General features: G+C 68.6%; 14 protein-coding genes. 7 read left to right on the top strand and 7 right to left on the bottom strand.

What is annotated here, in order from left to right:
- Positions 1–301 precede the first annotated feature (301 nt).
- From DIE02_RS32745 to DIE02_RS32735, 3 genes are all read left to right on the top strand, one after another.
- Complete coding sequence (locus tag DIE02_RS32745) at positions 302–6340, top strand: alpha-2-macroglobulin (protein ID WP_124484598.1); 6039 nt, start codon at positions 302–304, stop codon at positions 6338–6340.
- Between the two features lie 10 nt (positions 6341–6350).
- The gene (gene pbpC / locus DIE02_RS32740; protein WP_124484597.1) at positions 6351–8600 is read left to right on the top strand and encodes a penicillin-binding protein 1C; all 2250 of its coding nucleotides are present in this window, start codon (positions 6351–6353) and stop codon (positions 8598–8600) included.
- Between the two features lie 150 nt (positions 8601–8750).
- Entirely contained in the window at positions 8751–9443 is a 693-nt protein-coding gene (locus tag DIE02_RS32735; RefSeq protein WP_124484596.1) for a hypothetical protein, read from the top strand.
- A 31-nt stretch (positions 9444–9474) separates the two neighbouring features.
- Here the strand turns inward: DIE02_RS32735 and DIE02_RS32730 are convergent, their stop codons facing one another.
- Positions 9475–10002: a GNAT family N-acetyltransferase gene (locus DIE02_RS32730; protein WP_124484595.1), complete on the bottom strand. Its 528-nt coding sequence runs from the start codon at positions 10000–10002 to the stop codon at positions 9475–9477.
- Between the two features lie 88 nt (positions 10003–10090).
- A complete protein-coding gene (locus tag DIE02_RS32725; RefSeq protein WP_124484594.1) occupies positions 10091–11338 on the bottom strand; it encodes a multidrug effflux MFS transporter in 1248 nt (415 codons plus the stop codon).
- Between the two features lie 460 nt (positions 11339–11798).
- Here DIE02_RS32725 and DIE02_RS32720 point away from each other — a divergent pair, with 460 nt between their 5' ends.
- On the top strand, positions 11799–12659 hold the full coding sequence (locus DIE02_RS32720) for a DUF1989 domain-containing protein (protein WP_124484593.1): 861 nt from the start codon (positions 11799–11801) through the stop codon (positions 12657–12659).
- Positions 12660–12744: 85 nt separating this feature from the next.
- The gene (locus DIE02_RS32715; RefSeq protein WP_044843280.1) at positions 12745–13419 is read left to right on the top strand and encodes a GntR family transcriptional regulator; all 675 of its coding nucleotides are present in this window, start codon (positions 12745–12747) and stop codon (positions 13417–13419) included.
- Between the two features lie 90 nt (positions 13420–13509).
- On the opposite strand, the gene DIE02_RS32710 is transcribed toward DIE02_RS32715, so the two are convergent.
- The 4 genes from DIE02_RS32710 to DIE02_RS32695 form a co-directional block, all read right to left on the bottom strand.
- Positions 13510–13905 carry an ectoine synthase gene (locus DIE02_RS32710; protein WP_044843279.1) on the bottom strand — a complete coding sequence of 132 codons (396 nt, stop codon included), beginning with the start codon at positions 13903–13905 and terminating at the stop codon, positions 13510–13512.
- 61 nt (positions 13906–13966) lie between these two features.
- Positions 13967–15310 (bottom strand): amidase family protein, encoded by a 1344-nt coding sequence (locus tag DIE02_RS32705; protein WP_124484592.1) that lies wholly within the window; start codon positions 15308–15310, stop codon positions 13967–13969.
- A 23-nt stretch (positions 15311–15333) separates the two neighbouring features.
- Complete coding sequence (locus tag DIE02_RS32700) at positions 15334–16836, bottom strand: amino acid ABC transporter permease/ATP-binding protein (RefSeq protein WP_124484591.1); 1503 nt, start codon at positions 16834–16836, stop codon at positions 15334–15336.
- A gap of 72 nt (positions 16837–16908) precedes the next feature.
- Positions 16909–17751, bottom strand: a complete 843-nt coding sequence (locus DIE02_RS32695; RefSeq protein ID WP_124484590.1) for an ABC transporter substrate-binding protein — start codon at positions 17749–17751, stop codon at positions 16909–16911.
- On the opposite strand from DIE02_RS32695, the gene DIE02_RS35735 reads away from it, so the two are divergent.
- Positions 17750–17887 carry a hypothetical protein gene (locus DIE02_RS35735; RefSeq protein ID WP_185500441.1) on the top strand — a complete coding sequence of 46 codons (138 nt, stop codon included), beginning with the start codon at positions 17750–17752 and terminating at the stop codon, positions 17885–17887. The genes DIE02_RS32695 and DIE02_RS35735 overlap by 2 nt on opposite strands.
- Before the next feature lie 336 nt (positions 17888–18223).
- Here the strand turns inward: DIE02_RS35735 and DIE02_RS32690 are convergent, their stop codons facing one another.
- Positions 18224–19120, bottom strand: a complete 897-nt coding sequence (locus DIE02_RS32690; RefSeq protein ID WP_124484589.1) for a glutamate/aspartate ABC transporter substrate-binding protein — start codon at positions 19118–19120, stop codon at positions 18224–18226.
- A gap of 418 nt (positions 19121–19538) precedes the next feature.
- Between DIE02_RS32690 and DIE02_RS32685 the strand changes: the two genes are divergently transcribed.
- Positions 19539–21179 carry a S8 family peptidase gene (locus DIE02_RS32685; RefSeq protein ID WP_124484588.1) on the top strand — a complete coding sequence of 547 codons (1641 nt, stop codon included), beginning with the start codon at positions 19539–19541 and terminating at the stop codon, positions 21177–21179.
- Positions 21180–21317: the final 138 nt, after the last annotated feature.

Below are 21317 nucleotides of genomic sequence, written 5' to 3'. Positions count from 1 at the left end.
TCCTTCTCTCGAACACCGGATTCGGGAAAACCACGCTTGATATTTCTCAAACTTTCGCGCGGCCCTGAAATGTACGCGCTCAATTCGAATTGGACAATGCTTTTATAGTCCATTTAATGTTCCGCAATCCGAGACAATCGACATTTCGCGGCATCTTTGTGTCGTCGACGCGACAATTCCGTATCGGGATGCCGGCGTGTCGCAACCCGGCGACACGCCGCTTCCCGTCATCCGCTCGCATGCCCGTCGGTTAGAATCGCGTGCAATCAAACAGAAAGCTTCCCTCCGAGGGCATCGAGCGATGAAGCAGCACGACAAGCACAACAACACACATTCAACCCATCACACCACACGGCTGCTCTGGCGCATCGGCGCCGTCGCGGCGCTCGGCGGCGCCGCCGCACTGTCGCTGCATGCGGGCGCGGCACGCACCGTGAGCGTGTCGCCGCAAGGCACGGTCACTGAAGTCCGGCAGAGCGTCGTCAAGTTCGACGAACCGATGGTCGCGTTCGGTTCGGCATCCGCGCCGAGTCCCGCGCGCATGACCTGCAACGATTCCACCGCCGCACGCGGCCAGGGTCACTGGCTCGACGACAAGACGTGGATCTACGATTTCGAGAACGACCTGCCGCCGGGCGTGCGCTGCTCGGTCGCGCTCAACGACGCGCTGCGTTCGGTCGCCGGCAATGCGGTCAGCGGCCCGCGCCGCTTCACGTTTCAAACCGGCGGCCCGTTCCCGGTGACGGTGCGTCCCGGCTCGCGCGAGATCGAGGAGCGCCAGGTCTTCGTGCTGAAGCTGAATGGCCCGGCCGAGCCACGCTCCGCGCTCGCGAACATCTGGTGCGAAGCGGCCGGCATCGGCAACCGCATCCCCGTCACGGCCGCCGACGACGATGCGCGCAACGCGCTGCTCGATCACTTCGGGCTGAAGAAGGACGCCGCGCGCGTGCTGACGCTGTCGTGCGCGCAGGCGCTGCCCGCGAGCGCGAAGATGCAGCTCGTCTACGGCAAGGGCGTCGCGAGCCCGAGCGGCATCGCGAACGACACCGAGCGCCGCTTCGACTTCACGGTGCGTGCGCCGTTCGCCGCGAGCTTCTCGTGCGAGCGCGAGAACGCGAAGGCGCCCTGCACGCCGCTGCGTCCGCTGACGCTGTCGTTCAATGCACCGATCTCGCGCAAGAACGCCGAGGCGATCCGGCTGCGCGGTCCTGACGGTTCGCTTTCGCCGACCTTCGCGGCCGACGACCACAGCGACGAAGTGACGACCGTCACGTTCAACCCGCCGCTGCCCGCGCAGGCGAACCTGACGATCGAACTGCCGTCCGGCCTGCGCGACGTGACCGACCGCTCGCTCTCGAACGCCGACCTGTTCCCGCTCGCGACGCGCACCGCGCCGATGCCGCCGCTCGCGAAATTCTCGTCGGGCACGTTCGGGATCGTCGAGCGCTTCGCCGAACCCGATACGCCGGCACTCGTGCCCGTCACGCTGCGCAACGTCGAGGCCGACCTGCGCATCGCGGGCCTCAATACGAGCGGCGCGCAATTCTCGAACCTGAAGGTCGACGACGACACCGCGATCCGTCAATGGATGCGCACCGTCGAGCGCTTCGACAACTGGTCGATGACGGCCGGCACGATCGACGAACGCGTCCCGGGCCTGCTGCGGCGCAAGGGCCAGCACCCCGTCTACGTGCCGCTCGAGGCCGGCGAGAAGATGCCCGCGCCGCAGAACCGCCGCATCGACGTGCGCTCGCTGTCGCTGCTCGCCGGCGAACCGGGTGCGCAGGCGCTGGCGCTGCCGAAGGCCGACCCGAAGGCGCTGCGTCCGTTCGAGGTCGTCGGCGTGCCGATCGACAAGCCCGGCTTCTACGTGCTCGAACTCGCGTCGCCCGCGCTCGGCCGCTCGCTGCTCGCGAAGCCGTCGAGCATGTACGTGCGCACCACCGTGCTCGTCACGAATCTCGGCGTGCACCTGAAACAGGGCCGCGAGAACAACCTCGTGTGGGTCACGACGCTCGACAAGGGCAAGCCCGTGCCGAACGCGCAGATCCGCGTGTCGGACTGCAATGGCGACGAAATCGCGTCGGGCAAGACCGATGCGCAAGGCCTGCTGAAGATCGACGGCCCGTTCGAGCCGAAACACGAATGCAGCCAGTCGGAACGCTTCGACGACTACTTCGTGTCGGCACGCGTCGACGATCCGAAGACGGGCCGCGACATGGCGTTCGTCAGCTCGAACTGGAACCGCGGGATCGAATCGTGGCGCTTCAACGTGCCGACCGACACCGACAGCGCGCCGACCGTGCGCGCGCATACCGTGTTCGACCGCACGCTGCTGCGGGCCGGCGAAACCGTGTCGATGAAGCACTTCCTGCGCACCGAGACGCTGCAGAGCCTCGCGTTCCCGGCGCACTACCCGACACGCGTGACGATCCGCCATCTCGGCTCCGACCAGACCTACAAGCTGCCGCTCACGTGGTCGGCCGACCATAGCGCGGACACGCAGTTCACGCTGCCGCCCGCGGCGAAGCTCGGCGAATACAGCGTATCGCTCGATGGCGGCCCGGACGATGCGCCGACCGCCAGCTACTACGGCGGCAGCTTCCGCGTCGAGGCGTTCCGCCTGCCGGTGCTCAAGGGGACGATCGGCGCGCGCGACGCGCAGAAGAGCCCGCTCGTCGCGGTCAAGGAAGCGCCGCTCGCGGTGCAGATCGACTACGTGTCGGGCGGCGGCGCATCGAACCTGCCCGTGCAGGTGTCGGCGCTGATGAAGTGGGCGTCGCCGCCGTTCGCGGACCGCTTCGAGGACTTCAGCTTCACGCCCTATCGTCCGGAGCGCAGCGACGGCAACGCCGACGACGATGCGCAGGACGGCGACAGCACATCCGCCGCGAACAACGATCCCGACGCGACGAAGCTGATCGCGGACAAGCTGCCGCTGACGCTCGACCGCAACGGCGCGGGTTCCGTCACGCTCAAGGGCCTGCCCGACGTCGACGCGCCGAAGCGCATCGCGCTCGAGGCGACGTTCGCGGACCCGAACGGCGAAGTGCAGACGATCCGCGGCGACACGATCCTGTGGCCGGCCGCGGTGGTGGCCGGCATCAAGGCCGGCCGCTGGGTGTCGGTCGGCCAGCGCGTGCCGGTGCAGGCGCTCGCGGTCGACCTGCAGGGCAAGCCGCGTGCCTCGGTGTCGATCGAGATCAAGGGCGTCGCGCACATCACGACGTCGTCGCGCAAGCGGATGGTCGGCGGCTTCTATGCTTACGACAACAAGAGCGATACCCGCGACCTCGGCGTGCTGTGCTCGGGCAAGACCGACGACAAGGGCCGCATGGCCTGCGACGCGACGCTCGAACAGGCCGGCAACGTCCAGTTGATCGCGGTCGCGAAGGATGGCGACGGCCGCACGGCGAATGCGTCGACGTCCGTCTGGGTCACGCGCGAGGACCAACTCTGGTTCGGCGGCGACAACACCGACCGGATCGACGTGATCCCGGAGAAGACGTCCTACGAGCCGGGCGAAACGGCCCGCTTCCAGGTGCGCATGCCGTTCCGCTACGCGAGCGCGCTCGTCGCGGTCGAACGCGGCGGCGTGATGGAAACGCACGTCGTCGAGCTGAACGGCAAGAACCCGACCGTCGACCTGAAGGTCGGCGAATCGTGGGGGCCGAACGTCTACGTGTCGGTGCTCGCGTTGCGCGGCCGGATTCGCGAAGTGCCGTGGTACTCGTTCTTCACGTGGGGCTGGAAGGCGCCGGTCGAATGGGCCCGCGCGTTCTGGCGCGAAGGCCGCTACCATGAAGCGCCGACCGCGTTCGTCGACCTGTCGAAGCCCGCGTTCCGCTATGGCCTCGGCGAGATCAAGGTCGGCACCGGCGTGCATCGTCTCGGCGTGACCGTGACGACCGACGCGACGCGCTACACGGTGCGCGGCAAGGCGCAGGCGCACGTGAAGGTCACGCTGCCGAACGGGCAGCCCGCTCCGGCCGGCACGCAGATCGCGGTCGCGGCCGTCGACGAGGCGCTGCTCGAGCTGATGCCGAACAACAGCTGGGACCTGCTCGACGCGATGCTGCAGCGACGCGCGTACGGCGTCGAGACGGCCACCGCGCAGATGGAAATCGTCGGCCGCCGCCACTTCGGCCGCAAGGCGGTGCCGGCCGGCGGCGGCGGCGGCAGCGCGCCGACGCGCGAGCTGTTCGACACGCTGCTGTTGTGGAATCCGCGCGTGACGCTCGACGCGAACGGCAGCGCGACCGTCGAAGTGCCGCTGAACGACGCGCTCACGCGCTTCCGGATCGTCGCGATCGCGGCGGTCGGCGCGGACCGCTTCGGCACCGGCAGCACGTCGATCCGCAGCACGCAGGACCTGCAGCTGATCTCAGGCCTGCCGCCGCTCGTGCGCGAAGGCGATGCGTTCCGCGCGCAGGTCACGCTGCGCAACACGACCGAGCGCGCGATGCAGGTCGTCGTGACGCCGCGCGTGACGGGCCTCGAGGTCGCGCCGCAAACCGTGTCGCTCGCGGCCAACGCGGCGGCCGAGGTCGCGTGGACGATCACCGTGCCCGAGCAGGCGCTCGACGCGGCCGGCGCGCTGAACTGGCGCATCGAGGCCGCCGAGCAAGGCGGCAAGCGCGCATCCGACGCGCTGGCAGTCGCGCAGAGGGTCGTGCCCGCGCTGCCGGTCACCGTGCAGCAGGCCACGCTCACGCAGGTCGACGGCACGCTGACGCTGCCCGTGTCGGCCCCGGCCGGCGCCGTCAACAACGCGCAGGGCGTGCCGCGCGGCGGCATCGCCGTGTCGCTGCAGTCGAAGCTCGCCGACGGCCTGCCCGGCGTGCGGCGCTGGTTCGAGCGCTATCCGTACCGCTGCCTCGAACAGCAGACGTCGCGCGCGATCGGCCTGCACGACGCCGCGCAATGGCAGGCGCTGGTGGCGCGCATGCCCGTCTACCTCGACAGCGACGGACTCGCGAACTACTTCCCGCCGTCTTCCGACGATGCGCACTACGGCAGCCCGACGCTGTCGTCGTATCTGCTCGTGGTCGCCGACGAGGCCGGCCGCCTCGACCCGCGCTTCGCGCTGCCGGAAGACCTGCGCACGCAGCTCGAAGCCGGGCTCGCGCGTTTCGTCGACGGCCGCATCGAGCGCAACGCGTGGGCTCCGCGCCAGGATCGCGACCTGCGCAAGCTCGCCGCGATCGAGGCGCTGTCGCGTTACGGTGCCGCCCAGGGCCGCATGCTCGGTTCGATCGAGATCGCGCCGAACCAGTGGCCGACGTCGGCGGTAATCGACTATCACGCGATCCTCACGCGCGTGAAGGACATCCCGCAGCGCGACGCGAAACGCGCGCAGGTCGAGCAGATCCTGCGGGCGCGCCTCACGTACCAGGGCACGCAGCTCGTGTTCTCGACCGCGCGCGACGACGACCTGTGGTGGCTGATGACGAGCAACGAGACCAACGCCGCGCGTCTCGCGCTGGAATTCGCGGGCGACCCGGCGTGGAAGGACGAGATGCCGCGCGTGGCGACCGGCCTGCTGGCGCTGCAACGCCAGGGCGCATGGCAGACGACGACGTCGAACGCACTCGGCCAGCTCGCGATCGAGCGCTTCTCGCGCACCTACGAGAGCACGCCGGTGGCCGGCACGACGAAGGTCGCGCTCGGCGGCAACGAGCGCGCGATTTCGTGGTCGCAGGCACCCTCGACCGCGCCCGCCGACAGCCCCGCCTCGGCCACTCCCGCGACCCGCGCCGCCGCCGCGCGCAGCGTGCTGATGCCGTGGCCTCGTGCGGCCCAGGCACCGGCCACGCTGTCCGTCACGCAGGACGGCACGGGCCGCCCGTGGGCGACCGTCGAAAGCCTCGCGGCCGTGCCGCTGCGCGCGCCGTTCGCGGCCGGCTACCGGATCACGAAGACCGTCACGCCCGTGTCGCCCGCCGTCAAGGGCGTGCTGACGCGCGGCGACGTCGTGCGCGTGCATCTCGACATCGACGCGCAGAGCGACATGACGTGGGTCGTCGTCAACGATCCGATCCCGTCCGGTGCGACGATCCTCGGCTCGGGCCTCGGCCGCGATTCGGAAGCCGCGACGCAGGGCGAGAAATCCCCGGACGGCGCATGGCCGGCGTTCATCGAACGCGATTTCGACGGCTACCGCGCGTATTACGACTATCTGCCGAAGGGCAAGCTCTCGGTCGAGTACACGGTGCGGCTGAACAACGTCGGCACCTTCGGGCTGCCGCCGACGCGCGTCGAGGCGTTGTACGCACCGTCCGTGTACGGCCTGTGGCCGAACCCGCCGATGACCGTGAAGCCGACCGACGCGGGCAAGTAACGGATACGCGATGATCGATCATGGATCGCCGCGGCCGGCGCGCTTCGCCGGCCGCGTTTTCGTCGCCGTCGTGCTGGCCGCGCCGCTCGTCGCGCACGCGCTGCCCGGCTACGACGACGTGCGCCGCAACTGGCGCAGTTCCGATTGGGTGCTGCTCGCGCGTGACGGCACGCCGCTGCAGCGCACGCGCGTCGACCTCGCCGAACGGCGCGGCGACTGGGTGTCGCTCGCCGACGTGTCGCCCGCGTTCCGCGAGGCGATCGTCGTGTCCGAGGACAAGCGCTTCTACGAACACAGCGGCGTCGACTGGCGCGGGATCGCCGGTGCGGCATGGGGAAACCTGTGGAACCAGCGCACGCGCGGCGCGTCGACCGTGACCATGCAGCTCGCCGGGCTCCTCAATGACGAGCCGCGCCGCTCGGGCCAGCGCTCGCTGCCGCAGAAGGCCACGCAGGCGATGAACGCGCTGCTGCTCGAACGCGGCTGGCGCAAGGACCAGATCCTCGAGGCCTACCTGAATCTCGTGCCGTTCCGCGGCGAGACGGTCGGGCTCGCCGCGCTGTCGCAGGTGCTGTTCGGCAAGGCGCCGTCCGGCCTCGACGCACGTGAAGCCGCGATCGCGGCAGCGCTGGTGCGCGCGCCCAACGCGGCGAGCGCGAAGGTCGCCGAGCGTGCGTGCCGGATCCTGCGCGACATGCACGCGGAGCAGGCCTGCGCGTCGCTCGACGGCTACGTGCAGCTCGTGATCGCGCGTCCGGCCAATGCCGTGCGTAACGACCTGACGGCGGACGGCGCCGCCCTCGCCCCGCACTTCGCGCGCCGCATCGCGGCCGAGGTCAGGCCCGCGGCCGGCGCGCAGGTGCGCACGACGCTCGATGCGCCGCTGCAGCGCTTCGCGCGCGACACGCTCACGCGCGCGCTGACCGAGCTCAACGCGCCCGCGCACCGGCGCAACGTGCAGGACGGCGCGGTCGTCGTGATCGACAACGCGACCGGCGAGATTCGCGCGTGGGTCGGTTCGTCGGGCGCGTTGTCGAGCGCACGCGACGTCGACGCCGTGCTCGCGCCGCGCCAGGCCGGCTCGACGCTCAAGCCGTTCCTCTATGCGCAGGCGATCGACGAGAAGCGGCTGACGGCCGCGTCGCTGCTCGACGACGCGCCGATCAACCTCGCGGCCGGCGGCGGCCTCTACATTCCGCAGAACTACGACAAGGATTTCAAGGGCTGGGTGAGCGTGCGCAGCGCGCTCGGCGGCTCGCTGAACGTGCCGGCCGTGCGCACGCTCGTGCTCGTCACGCCGCATCGCTTCGCGCGCACGCTGACCGCGCTCGGCCTGCCGCTCGCGCAGGAAGGCGACTACTACGGCTTCAGCCTCGCGCTCGGCAGCGCGGACGTCACGCTGCTGTCGCTGACCAATGCGTATCGCGCGCTCGCGAACGGCGGCGTCGCGCGCAAGGTCGTCGACCTGCCTGCGCCGTCGCCCGCGGCCGGCGCATCGGCACCGGGGCGTGCGGACAACGGCACGCGCGTGTTCAGCGAAGCGGCCAGCTTCGTCGTCACCGACATCCTCGCCGACAACAACGCGCGCGTGCGCACGTTCGGCTTCGACAATCCGCTCGCGACGCGCTTCTTCTCGGCGGTGAAGACCGGCACGAGCAAGGACATGCGCGACAACTGGACGGTCGGCTTCACGTCGCGCTATACGGTCGGCGTGTGGGTCGGCAATGCGGACGGCTCGCCGATGTGGGACGTGTCGGGCGTCACGGGCGCGTCGCCGGTGTGGTCGGCCGTCGTCGGCTACCTGCACCGCGACCTGCCGAGCCGCGCGCCGCGTCCGCCGGCCGGCGTCGAAGCACGCCGCATCACGTTCGAGCGCGACGTCGAGCCGTCGCGCAACGAGTGGTTCGTCACGGGCACCGCGCTCGACACGATCCGGCTCGCGGCGCCCGTCACGCCGGGCAAGGACGGCACGCGCGCGCCGCTGACGATCGGTGCGCCGACCGACGGCACGATCTTCGCGATCGATCCGGACATTCCGCCGAAGAATCAGCGGATCTGGTTCGAGCGGTCTTCCGGGCATGCCGCACGGTTCACGTGGCGGCTCGACGACAAGGTAATCGGCCACGCCGACCGCATCGCGTGGATGCCGTGGCCCGGGCGGCACCGGCTCGAACTCGTCGACGCGCGCGGCAACGTGGCGGATGCGATCGGCTTCGAGGTGCGCGGCGCGTTCGCGAAACCGGCCGCGCGCAAGCCGTAACCGGCGCCGGCCATGCCGCACGCCGCAGGCCGCGGCGAACAAACGGGCCAGCAACCCCGCGATCGGAGACCTAGAATACGAACAGCGCGCCGAAGCGTCGGCGCGCGCCGGTTGCCCTGCCGCGCTCACTCTTCCGATCCGCCCGCGACCATGAACCTTCGCCATCCGCGCTTCCTCCGCCCCGCGCTGGGCACGCTGTGCGCCGCGGCCGTCGCGACGCTTGCCGGCTGCAACGGCGACGCCTGCTTCGGCGTCGACGTCTGCTTCAACAACGCCAACACGCAAACCGTCGCGCTGTCCGGCACGGCCGCCACGGGCTCCGCGCTCGCGAGCGCATCGGTGACGGTCAGCTGCGCGCAAGGCTCGGCGACGACGCTGACCGACGGCGGCGGCAACTACCGCGTGGCGGTCAACGCCGTGCTGCCGTGCGTGATCACCGTCGCGTCGAGCGGCACGAGCCTGCATTCGCTCGCCTACGCGGGCGGCACCTTCAACACGACGCCCGAGACCGAGCTGATGCTCGTCTATCTCGCCGCGCAGCTCGGCACGAACACGGCCGGGCTGATCGGCAATTTCCAGGGGAATGCGCACTTCCAGCAGGTGATGGGCAGCCCGAACACGGTGCAGGCCGCGCAATCCGCGGTCGTGACGAATCTGCAGCAGCGCTATGCGGTCACGCTGTCGGCGCCGGCCTTCCTGACGACACCGTTCGTGGTCGGCCAACCGGGCGTCGACAGCGACCTCGCCGCGCTGGCCAAGGCCGGCGCGATCGACTCGAACGGGATGCCTGATCCGGTTGCGGTTTCGCTGCTGGCGCAGGCGGGCGCGGCGCACCCGCTGTGAGCGGCGCGTGCCGCGAAGCAGGAATCGGACGTCAGGCGCCGACTTCACGCCCGGCGTCGGTATCGGCCAGCAGCGCCCGCCGCTCGTGGTCGCGCCATTCGCCGCCGATACGCAGATAGCGCGGCGAAAACCCCTCTTTCCGGAAGCCGAGCCGCCGAACCAGTGCGATCGACGCGTGATTTGCGGGCTGGATGTTGGCCTCGAGCCGATGCAGCCCGAGTTCGCCGAATGCGATGTCGGTCGCCGCGCGCAACACTTCCGTCATCAAACCTTTCCGGCTGAAATCCGCCATCCCGTAGTAGCCGAGATACGCGCTCTGGAATATGCCGCCGACGATTTCGTTGAGGTTCACCACGCCGACAACCGCCCCGGACGCCCGTTCGCGCGCGACGAGGCCGACGTTCGGACCGGTCAGGCAGCGGGAGAACCATTGGTCGAATCCCGCCTGATCGGTGAACGAGTCGATCCACGGCAGGTGATGGCTGCGGCTCGCCTGATTGGCGGCGATCAGATCGGGGGCGTCGGTTCGAGCGACGCGGTTCAGCAGGATCAGGCTCATGACTCGGTCGAATGCGGTGTCTTGCCGGGCAGAGCAGCCGGCAACCGCGCTCCCCCGCGTTGCCGCCGCCCGACGGGAACGTTGTACGTTACGCGGCTTCCCCGCTCCCGCAAGCCACGCTCGCCGCCTGCTGCTGCGTGAGGTAGCGCAGCAGCTTCGTCACCATCCACACGACGATGAACGACAGCGCGACGAAGAACACCGCGAGCGGCGTCAGCACGTGAATCGATACGAAACCGGCCAGCCCCATCATCGCGGACGACACGAGCAGCAGCGCGCACCCGAGGATCGCGCTCGTCAGCCCCGCGATATGGGGAAACAGCGAATTGCCCTTCGCCATCAGCGTCGGATACATCGCGCCCGCGCAGAAGCCCATCACGAGCACCGGCGTCGCGAGCGTCCATACGCGCAGCCCGACGGTCAGCGCCAGCACCAGCATCGCGACCGCCGCGCCCGCCATCACGCGTGCGCCGATACGCAACCGCTGCTCGGCGCTCGGCAGCCCGCGCCCGTGAATCCGGTTCGACAGCCCGCCGAGGAAATACATCAGCCCGATCCCGAGCGCGAGATAGCCGAAGAAGGTCGGCGGCTTGTGCAGCGTGGTCTGCACCATGAACGGCCCGACGATGTTGAACACCAGCAGGATGCTGTAGCACAGCCCCTGCGCGAGAAAGCAGCTCTGGAACACCGGGCTCGCGAGCACCTTGCCCGCGTTCGCCATCAGCGTGCGCGGCTCGAGATGGACCGGCTTCGGCAAGGTCTCGCGATAGCGCCACAGCAGCGCCCACATCACCAGCGAATACACCAGCAGGAACACGAGGCACGCGCGCCAGCCGAACCATTCCTGCAGGTGCGCGCCGATCACCGGCGCGATGATCGGCGCGAGCCCCCACGCGATCGACATATAGGTAAACGCATGCATCAGCGCCTGGCCCGAGAACGAGTCGGTGATGATCGCCTTCGCGAGCAGGTTCGTGGTCGCGATCCCGAAGCCCTGCAGGCAGCGCGCCAGCACGAACGTCTCCAGGTTCGGCGCGCCGAGCGACAGCAGGCAGCCGATCGTGTAGATGACCAGCCCGAACGCGAGCACGCGCTTGCGCCCGTATGCATCGGCAACCGGACCGAAGATCAGCTGGCCGAGCGCATAAGCGGCCATGTAGCCGGAGACGCTCGACTGAATCGCCTGCGGCGTGGTGGCGAACGAACGCGCCATGTCGGGCAGCGCAGGCACGTAGATGTCGATCGCGAGCTGGCCGGCGGAGGCGAACAGGCAAATCAGGAACAACAGGAAGCGCGGGGAGTTCGATTCGCGCGCGGGAGTGAGCGAGGCGTTCATGACAACCGGGAAGGATTCGGACGGCGGCAACACGCGCCGTGCTGCTCGAAGTCGAACAACGGTGCGCGGCGAAGCGCATATTGTGCCTGTTGTTGCGCAACGCGACAGGAATCCCCTGGCGTGGGCGCGGTTGAATGCGGATTGCGTCAGGTCTCGAAACGCGTTACACGGCCCGCTTGCCGATCATGGCGAGCCGGTCCGGCGGCCGGCACGGCCACGGTTTTGATCCATATTTCGTTTTTTGTTTGCGGCGCCACTCGCCTGCCTGCGCGCATCCGCGGCTCGCCGCGCCCCTCCGTACTTTCCACCGATTGACACACCTCCCGGCGTTCCCCCTATACTCCTCGCAGCGCCAATAAATTGTTGAACAATCCAGCATGAAAATTGACGCCTGACCGGCCACCACAACGGATTCCAGCCGGATCTCCGAATCTGAAAATTTCCCCGAGAGCACCGCGTCATGTCGAACTATCCCGCCGCCTACCAGGTCACCAAGGGTTCCGTCCTGAACGTCGACAAAGCCTTTTATTCCGCGATCGCCCAGCGCCAGGACGCGCGCGAACGGATCGCGTCGCACGTCGTGCCGATCCGCAGCGGCTTCGCGTGGACGGTGCCGGCGGGTCACGTGTTCCGGATCGTCACGCTCGAAGGCCCGCAAGTCGCCGACTTCAACATCTGGAACCTGCACAATCCGCGCGAGCGCATGTGGGCGTCGCGCACACGTCAGCTGCAAGCCGCGCACGTGACGACGTTCGACCGGCTCTGGTCGACGCTGCCGTACCTGCGGCCGATGGTCACGATCACCGACGACACGCTCGCCGGCTATGGCGTCGACGGCGACGGCGGCCGCGTGCACGACCTGCTCGGCACGCGCTGCGACCCGTACGTGAACAAGCTGTTGACCGGCGAGGATTTTCATTTCCACTGTCATTCGAACCTCGTGCGGGCGGTCGCGCCGTACGGGCTGACCGAATTCGACGTGCACGACGTGCTCAACGTGTTCCAGTGCACCGGCCTGAACGACGACGACAAGTACTTCATGAAGGCCTGTCCCGCGCGGCCGGGCGATTACCTCGAGTTCTTCGCGGAAATCGACGTGCTGTGCGCGATGTCCACGTGTCCGGGCGGCGACCTTTCGGTGCCGATGTGGGGCCCCGACGCACGCGACCCGATCGACGTGTGCCGGCCGCTCGGCGTCGAGGTATACCGGCTCGACCCGAGCCTGCTCGAAGGCTGGTCGCAGCCGAGCGTCGCGCCCTACCGCGGCCAGCACGGGATGCAGCCGCCGCAGGCCGACTGGCAGCACGACAAGACGGCGTAACGCGGTCCGGAGCCCGTAGAATGGCGAAACGCCGCCGGCCGGCCACGCCGGCGGCGCACGACCAGGAGAGGAGCGAACGAACGGAATGGCAAGCGAAAAAGCGAGAGGACAGTCGGTCGCCGACCGGATCAGCCATCAACTGCGGGAACACATCATCAGCGGCAAGCTGCCGCCCGGCACCGCGCTGATCGAGATGGACCTCGCGGCCGAATACGACACGTCGCGCAACTCGCTTCGCGAAGTCCTGCATCAGCTCGGCCGCGAAGGGCTCGTCACGTTCGTGCGCCACAAGGGTGTCGTCGTGCGCACGCTGAATCGCCAGGACGTGCGCGATCTTTACGTCGCGCGCCGCACGCTCGAGCTGCATGCGCTGAACACGGCCGAACTCGCGCAGCCGGCGCTGCTCGAAAAGATGCAGGCCGCCATTCGCGCGGCCGAGCGCGAACTCGACAAGGAAAACTGGCAGGCCGTCGGCACGCACAGCCTGCGCTTTCACCAGCACATCGTCGCGCTGCAGAAGTCGGCGCTGCTCGACGAGTTCTTCCGGACCATCTCCGCACAGCTGCGGCTCGTCTTCGCCGCGGATCCCGACGAGAAACGCGTGCAAACGCCCGACTGGATCCAGCGCGAATACCAGATCTACGACCTCCTCACGCAGAACCGCCGCAGCGAAGCCGTCACCGCGCTCGCGCGCTATCTCGACGATTCCGAGCGGATGCTCGTCGAGGCAATCAAGCGCAGCCATCGCGAGGCGGCCTGACCCTGCACGCCGCGCCGCCGTTGCTTGCCTCAAGACGTGGCAAGCAACGGCAGCACGAAAAGGCACGCAACGGCCCGACCGCTCGCGCAGTCAGGCCTGCTCCGTCGGCAGCGCGTAACTGCCGTCTTCCCGATGCGTCTCGAGTCCCGTCAGCGGCGGATTGAACACGCACACGAGATGCAGGTCGCCACGCGTCGCGCGCAGGACATGCGGATCGTTCAGGTTCAGCGCGTAGATCGTTCCGGGCGTGATCCGGTGCACGTTGCCGGTCGCCGTGTCGACGACCTCCCCCTCTCCGGCCACGCAGTAGTTGGTCTCGAAGTGGTTCTTGTAGTGCAGATGCAGTTCGGCGCCTTCGTGCACGCGCGTCTCATGAACGGAATAGCCGACGCCGTCCTGCTTGACGATCATGCGCTTGCTGTCCCAGCCCGGGCCGCGCGCATGGCGCTCGGTGTTGGCGATATCGGCCGATCTCACGACGATCATAAGTACCTCTGAATAGTTGAGATGAAAAATGGCAAGGTGATCCTTGCCGCCGGAAAATGCGTCATGCGGATTCGGCGGTCAGCGCGCTCTCCACCGCTGCCGCGACATCGAGCAGCCGCGCGTCCTCGCCGCGATGCCCGGTGATCAGCAAGCCGACGGGCTGCCGGTTGCGCAGGTCGCCGGGCACGCTGATGCTCGGCAGGTCGAGCCGGTTCGCGAATTCGGTCAGCCGGAACGCACGCGCGTTCTGTGCGAGGTATGCGGCTTCGTCGGCCAGATCGGCCACGCGCGGCGGCAGCATCGGCACCGTTGGCGTCAGCACCGCATCCGCGTCGCCGAGTTCGGCGTGGTACGCGGCGGCCAGTGCAGCCAGGCGCCGCAGCGCCGCGGCGTAGTCGTGCGCCCGCACCTGCTCGCCTGCAGCGATGCGCGGGCCGACCAGCGGATCGTAGCGGTCCGCCGCCGCGGCCAGCCGCGCACGATGAAGCATGAACGCCTCTGCCGCGATGATGCCGCCCGCGCGGGCGACCGCGCCGGCCTCGGCCACGCAATCGAGCCGCTTGCGCCGGATCCGTGCGCCGTGCGCGGACAGTCGGGACAGCCACGCGTCGAATGCGCGTCCGACGACCGGGTCGACGTCATCCGCGACGAACGCCTCGGGCACGATGAACTGCAGGTCGCGGATCGCCGCCGGTCGCCGCCGCCGCGCGTCGCGGCCGTGCAGCGCAACGTCCGCCTGCCGGCACAGCCCGACCGTCGCGGCCAGCAGGCCCGGCACGTCGAAGCTCGTCGACAGAAACCGCATGCCGTCGCTCGCATAGCGCCCGCGCGACGGCTTGAATCCCGTCACGCCGCAGAATGCGGCCGGAATGCGTGCCGACCCGCTCGTATCGGAACCCAGCGACAGGTCGGCCGCACCGAGCGCCACCGACACCGCCGCGCCCGAACTCGATCCGCCGGCCACCCGCTCGCGCCGCGCATCGAGCGGCGTCGTCGGCGTCCCGTACGCACGGTTCACGCCGAGCGCGCCGTACGCGAACTCGGTCATCGCCGTCTGCGCGACCAGTACCGCGCCGGCCCGACGCAGTGCCGACACCGGCGCCGCGTCGATTCGCGCCGGCGGCTCGTCGGCCAGCACGCGCGAACCGGCATGCGTGACCCAGCCGGTGCAATCGAAGCAGGCCTTCACCGTCAGCACGGCGCCGGCCAGCGGCGCATCGATCGCGCCGGCGCGCCGCGCCGCATCCCATGCACGTGCATCGGCGACCGCCGCGTCGTCGCGCCGCGCGAGCCACGCGGCTTCGATGTCGCCGGGATGCGCGTCGGCATGCGCAAGACACGCACGCACCCGTTCCGCACACGCGTGCTCGTTCACGTTGCCCAGCCGGAAATCCGTCGGATCCATTCCCGCTCCCATCCGGTCATTCGTCATGCGAAGTGAACGTGCTTCAGAAAATCCTTCACACGCGCGTCCGCGCTGCCGCGAATCCGGTCCGGCGGCACGTCGTACAGGATGCGCCCGTTCTCCATGAACACGATCCGGTCGGACACCTTGAACGCGAAATTCATCTCGTGGGTCACGATGATCATCGTCATCCCTTCTTTCGCCAGCGTCTCGACGACCTTCAGCACTTCGCCGACGAGCTCCGGATCGAGGGCCGACGTCGGCTCGTCGAACAGCATGATCGACGGCCGCGTCGCGAGCGCGCGCGCAATGGCGACGCGCTGCTGCTGGCCGCCCGACAGCTGATGCGGATACTTGTTCGCATGTTCGAGCATCCCGACCTTCGACAACAGCGACAGCGCCTGCAGCCGGATCGCCGCCGCATCGGCCTGCCGGTGATAGCACGGCGCCATCATCACGTTCTGCAGCGCGGTGCGATGCGGGAACAGGTTGAAGCTCTGGAACACCATGCCGATGTCGAGGATGCGCTCGTGCGACACGCGCGGCGGATGCGGACCCGACGCGCGGATGAACGGCTCTCCGTACAGGTCGATCTCGCCCGCGTTCACCGGCGCGAGGCCGTTGACGGTACGAATCAGCGACGTCTTTCCGGAGCCGGACGGCCCGATGATCGACACGACCTGCCCGGGCACGACGTCGAGATGAATGTCCTTCAGCACTTCATGGCGGCCGTAGCGCTGCTGCACGCCTTTCAGGCGCAGCGCGAATTCGGCGTTCGCCCGCGGCCTCGGCGCGACGGCCGGCGCCGACGGCGGCAGCGCAAGATCGACGTGGCCGGCCTGGGCCGGCGTACGGCGGCTGACGTCGAGGTACCGCTCGAGATAACCGAGCAGCCGGCTGAACACGGTCACGATCAGCACGTAGTAGAACGCCACGGCCAGCATCGTTTCGAACACCAGGAAATTCTGCGTGTACAGCCGCTGGCCGACGAGCAGGATCTCGGCCAGCGAAATCACCGACACCAGCGACGTGAGCTTCACGATCGTGATGAACTCGTTCGCCAGCGCCGGCAGCGCAATGCGGATCGCCTGCGGCATCACGATCATCCGCTGGATGCCGGTGAAGCGGATACCCAGCGCGCGGCCCGCCTCGAGCTGCCCGCGCGGCACCGACAGGATCCCGCCGCGATGGATTTCCGCGAAATAGGCGGTCTCGCTCAGCACCATCGCGATCAGGCCGGCCATGAACGGATCGGACAGCACCGCGCTCGTCGCCGGAAAGACCTGCGGCAGGTTGTAGATGAAGACCAGCAGCACGAGCAGCGGCAGGCTGCGGAAGAACCAGATGTAGAGCGCCGCCGCCCGTTTCAGCAACGGCTGGTGCGACTGTCTCGCGAGCGCCACCGGAAAGCCGAGCAACACGCCGAGCAGCCACGCGGCGACGCTGAGTTCGACGACCACGACGCAGGCGCCCCAGAAATCCTGGTCCCGCAAGAGCTGAAACGCATAGTGCCAATCGAACTGCATCGAAGACTCCTCAACCGCGGATGATGATGCGGCCGCGCGGCGCGCGGTGGTCAGGTTGTGCTGGCCGCGCGCTTACTTCGGCGCGCCGAGCGCGTTGGCAACGTCGGCGGGTGTCGGCTCCTGCAACCCGTACTTCTTCACCAGGCTGCCGTATTCGCCGCTGCGCCGCGCATCGTTCAACGCACCCTCGAGCGCACCCTGCAACCCGCTATCGCCCTTCGTCACGCCCAGGCCGATCACGATCGGATACAGCAGCGTGGTCGAACTGATGTCGACGCGCCCGTTCGTCTGCTTCGGAATCTCCTGCGCGACGGCCGCGTCCTCGATCTGGACATCGACCGCCTTCGACAGCAGCGCGGACGTCGCTTCCGGTGACGTCGGGAACTCGAGGATCGCGATCTCGGCGCGCCCGGCTGCCTTGCATGTGTCCTGCGACACCGCACGCAGCTTCGGCGTCCACGACGCGCCCTTGATCGAGCCGACCCGCTTGCCGCACAGGTCCTGCGGCGTCTTCGGCAGGAACGCGCCGCCCTTCGCGACGAGCAGCGACGCGCCCGTCTTCAGGTACGGCACGAAATCGACCTGCTTCACGCGATCGGGCGTCACGTACAGCGCGGATGCGACGACGTCGAAGCGGCGCGCCTTCATCCCGAGAATCAGGTCCGGGAAGCGCGTATCGAGAAATACCGGCTCCAGTTTCAGGTGACGTGCCAGCAGCCGCGAAAACTCGGCATCGAAACCCGCAGGCTTGCCGGCGTCCAGGTACGCGTATGGCGGATACGTGAGGTCGGAGCCCACCAGCAGCGTGCCGGGCCGCACCGTCTGCAGCGGCGCCGCCGACGCGAGCGAGCATGCGAAGGCCAGCGGCACGAGCGCGCCGCGGAGGAAATGTCGAACCGGGAAACGAGCAGACATGGCGAAGCTCCTGGGTTGTTCGGCTCTCGCGCTGAAACGTCGCAACGCCTCCCAGGCGCCGCCACACGCGGCTCCCCGGGATTTTTCGCCGAAAATTGTTGAACAATTTCGGCCGATTCTGACCAGTTCAAATTGAAATCTGTATTCGGGTTTACGCGGCAAACAGCGTCGCCGGACGTGCGTCGGGCGCGCATCCGCCAACCCCGCTTCGGTGCGGGGCACGTGTTCAGGCAAAGGGAGAAAAGACCGGGCGGGACGACGCGCGGACGGCGGGCCGTCGAGGTGCGGCGCCATAAACGCGACGCACGCGATGGAGGATCAGGACACGGGGTTCAGCATCGGGCGCGACGGGCCCGGCTCGCGCTTGCGGCTGCGGGGATGCGCGCCGCGACGCCGCCCCGAAGGCCGGGGGATTCGATCGTGCAGGCCGAGCACGCAACGTGTCGGCCCGCACGCCACTGCGACGTTTCGATCAGTACTGTGCCTGATCCGTCGGATTCCTGAACAGCTGCTTCATCTCCGGCGACAGCGGATAGTTGAGGCTCACACCCTTCGGCGGAATCGGCTGCATGAACCACTGGTCGTAGAGCTTCTCGGCCGCGCCCGAGGTCTGCAGCTTCGCGACCACGCCGTCGACCACGTGCTTGAACGCCGGATCGTCCTTGCGCATCATGCACGCGTAGTTCTCGTGGACGAGCGGCGTGCCCGCCACCGTGTACGCGCCCGGATTGCGGTCCTTCGCGATCTCGCCGTACAGCAGCGGCTCGTCCATCACGAACGCGACCGCGCGCCCGGTCGTGACGTTCATGAACGCTTCGGCATGGTCCTTCGCGCTGATGATCGTCATGTTCATCCCTTTCTCTTCGTTGAGCTTGCGCAGCAGCCGCTCGTCGGAGGTGCCGGCCGTCGTCGCGACCGTCTTGCCGGCCAGGTCCGGGAAGTCCTTCACGCCCGAATCCTTGCGCGTGCTGAAACGGATCCCGTACAGAAAGATGCTGTTCGAGAACGCAGCCTGCTTCTGGCGCTCCAGCGTGTTCGTCGTCGAGCCGCACTCGAAGTCGATCGTGCCGTTCTGCAGCAGCGGAATCCGGTTCTGCGACGTGATCGGGATTTCCTTCACCGTCAGGTTCGGCGTCTTCAACTCCGCCTTGAGCGCATCGATGATGCGCGCCGCGATGTCGCGCGAGTAACCGATGTTCTTCTGCTGGTTGTCCGAATACGAGAACGGCACCGACGATTCGCGGATACCGAGCGACACGACGCCCGTGTCCTTGATCTTCTTCAGCGTGCCGGTGAGCGCCTGCGCGTGCGCGGCGCCCGCCAGCGCGCAGGACAACGCGACAGCCAGCCAACGGAAGCGGTGATCCATGCTTTTCTCCTGACGAAACCTTGATCGAATCGCGATCCTACGCCCGAAAAATTCGCACCGCATCGGGGAAAGCCTCAAGCGCCCTCCGTCACGGCCACACCGCGCGCAATCGTTTCCGTGCCGCGCAAAAGCGCCCGCGCCGCATGTTTCGCCGGGTCGACCGCCTGCAATCTTGCACCTCATGAACAGATCACCCGTTCCAAACGCGCGTTCATGCTGCAACCCAGCAACGCAATCGTTTGCGCGTCGCATCTTTTTCACACAAAACATATTCAAGAAAGCCGCCTCATCAGCCGTTACCCAATGCATGGCGTGTCGCAGGAACCCCGCGCGCGCCCGACAAAAATCAAGGTCCGGCTCAGGCCAGACCAGGCACCACCGCCGGCACGACGGTTATCTCCGAGGATCGACTTTCAACATGAAAGCCAAACGTTTCAATTTCGCGCTGGCCCGTTCGGCCCATGCGCGCATGCTCGCCGGCATGCTGTCCGCCGCCGCCCTGCTCCCGATCGCCGGCTGCGGCGGAGGCGGCGGCGACGGCAGCAACCCGTCGCCGACCAACACGGCACCGGCCCCGACCCCGGCCCCCGCGCCCGCTCCGACGACCCCGCCCACCAATTCCGGCAGCAACGCGTGTACGTCGCAGCAGGCCGCCACGCAAATGGCCGCCCAGACCACGCCCGACGAGCCGCCGGTCGATCACCTGATCGTCCGGCTGAAGACGCTGACGGCCACGAACGCAAGAGCAGCCATCGACGACGGCACGCGGCTCGACGCGGTGATCCAGCGTTCGATGACACGCTGGACGGCGCCGACGGCAACCGGCGCCGCGCGTGCGTATGCGGCCGCGGCGACGCCGCTGAACGTGCAGGTCGAGCGGACGGTCTCGAACGGCGCGGCCGTGCTGTCGCTTGGCCAGCGCGTCGCGGCCGCCGACGCGGCGGCGCTCGCGGAGGCCTTCGGCGCCGACGCCGACGTCGACTACGCTGAACCGGATCATCCGATGAAGGTCCGCGACACGCCGAGCGACCCGAGCTACGGCCAGCAGTGGTATCTGTCCGACCCGACCGCCGGCGCCGATCTGCCGCCTGCGTGGAACCAGACCAAAGGCTCGCCGACCGTCGTGACGGCCGTGCTCGACACCGGCTATCGGCCGCACCCCGACCTCGTCGGCAACCTGCTGCCCGGCTACAGCTTCATCACCAGCGTCAACACCAGCAACAACGGCCTGTCGCGCGGCCCCGACGCGAGCGACCCGGGCGACTGGGTCACGCAGCAGGAACTCGACAATGCGAGCGGCCCGTACTACCACTGCGAAAGCGAACCGAACACCAGCAGCTGGCACGGCACGCGCGTGATGGGCGTGATCGGCGCGACCGCCAACAACGGCATCGGCATCGCCGGCGTATCGTGGCTCGGCAAGATTCTGCCGGTTCGCGTGCTCGGCAAATGCGGCGGCGTGACGAGCGACATTGCCGACGCAATGCGCTGGGCGGCCGGCATTCCCGTCACCGGGGTGCCGAACAACCCGACGCCGGCGAAAATCATCAACCTCAGCCTCGGCGGCGTCGGCGCCTGCAGCAAGACGTTCCAGCAGGCGATCGACGACGTGAACGCGAAGGGCGTAACCGTCGTCGTCGCCGCCGGCAACGACGGTCTGTCGACCGGCCTCGACCAGCCCGCGAACTGCAGCGGCGTGATCAGCGTCGGTGCCAACGATGCAGCCGGCCGCCGCGCCTCGTTCAGCAACTTCGGCACCAACATCACGCTCAGCGCACCGGGCGTCAACATCCTGTCGACGGCCAACAGCGGCACGACGACGCCGGACAGCGACACCTACGGCCTGGCGAGCGGCACGAGCCTCGCGACGCCGCAGGTGACGGGCGTCGCCGCGCTGATGCTCGCGGTGAACGGCAACCTCACGCCCACGCAGATCCAGCAGAAGCTGAAAAGCGGCACGCACACGGCGAAGCTGGCGGCCAGTACGCCATGCACCGCGTTGCCGGCAGGCTCGGGCATTCTCGATGCAGGAACCGCGGTCGCGTCAGCCACGCAGTAAGCGGCCCGTTCTCGACGCATGCAGCCGCGGGGGGGGGGGGGGGGGGGGGGGGGGGGGGGGCGGGGGGCGGGGGGGGGGGGGGGGGGGGGGGGGGGGGGGGGGGGGGGGGGGGGGGGGGGGGGGGGGGGGGGGGGGGGG

The organism is Burkholderia sp. Bp8991, from assembly GCF_003853795.1.
GTDB lineage: Bacteria > Pseudomonadota > Gammaproteobacteria > Burkholderiales > Burkholderiaceae > Burkholderia.
Note: the sequence above shows the minus strand (reverse complement) of the source record. Positions and strands in the feature narration are given on the sequence as shown.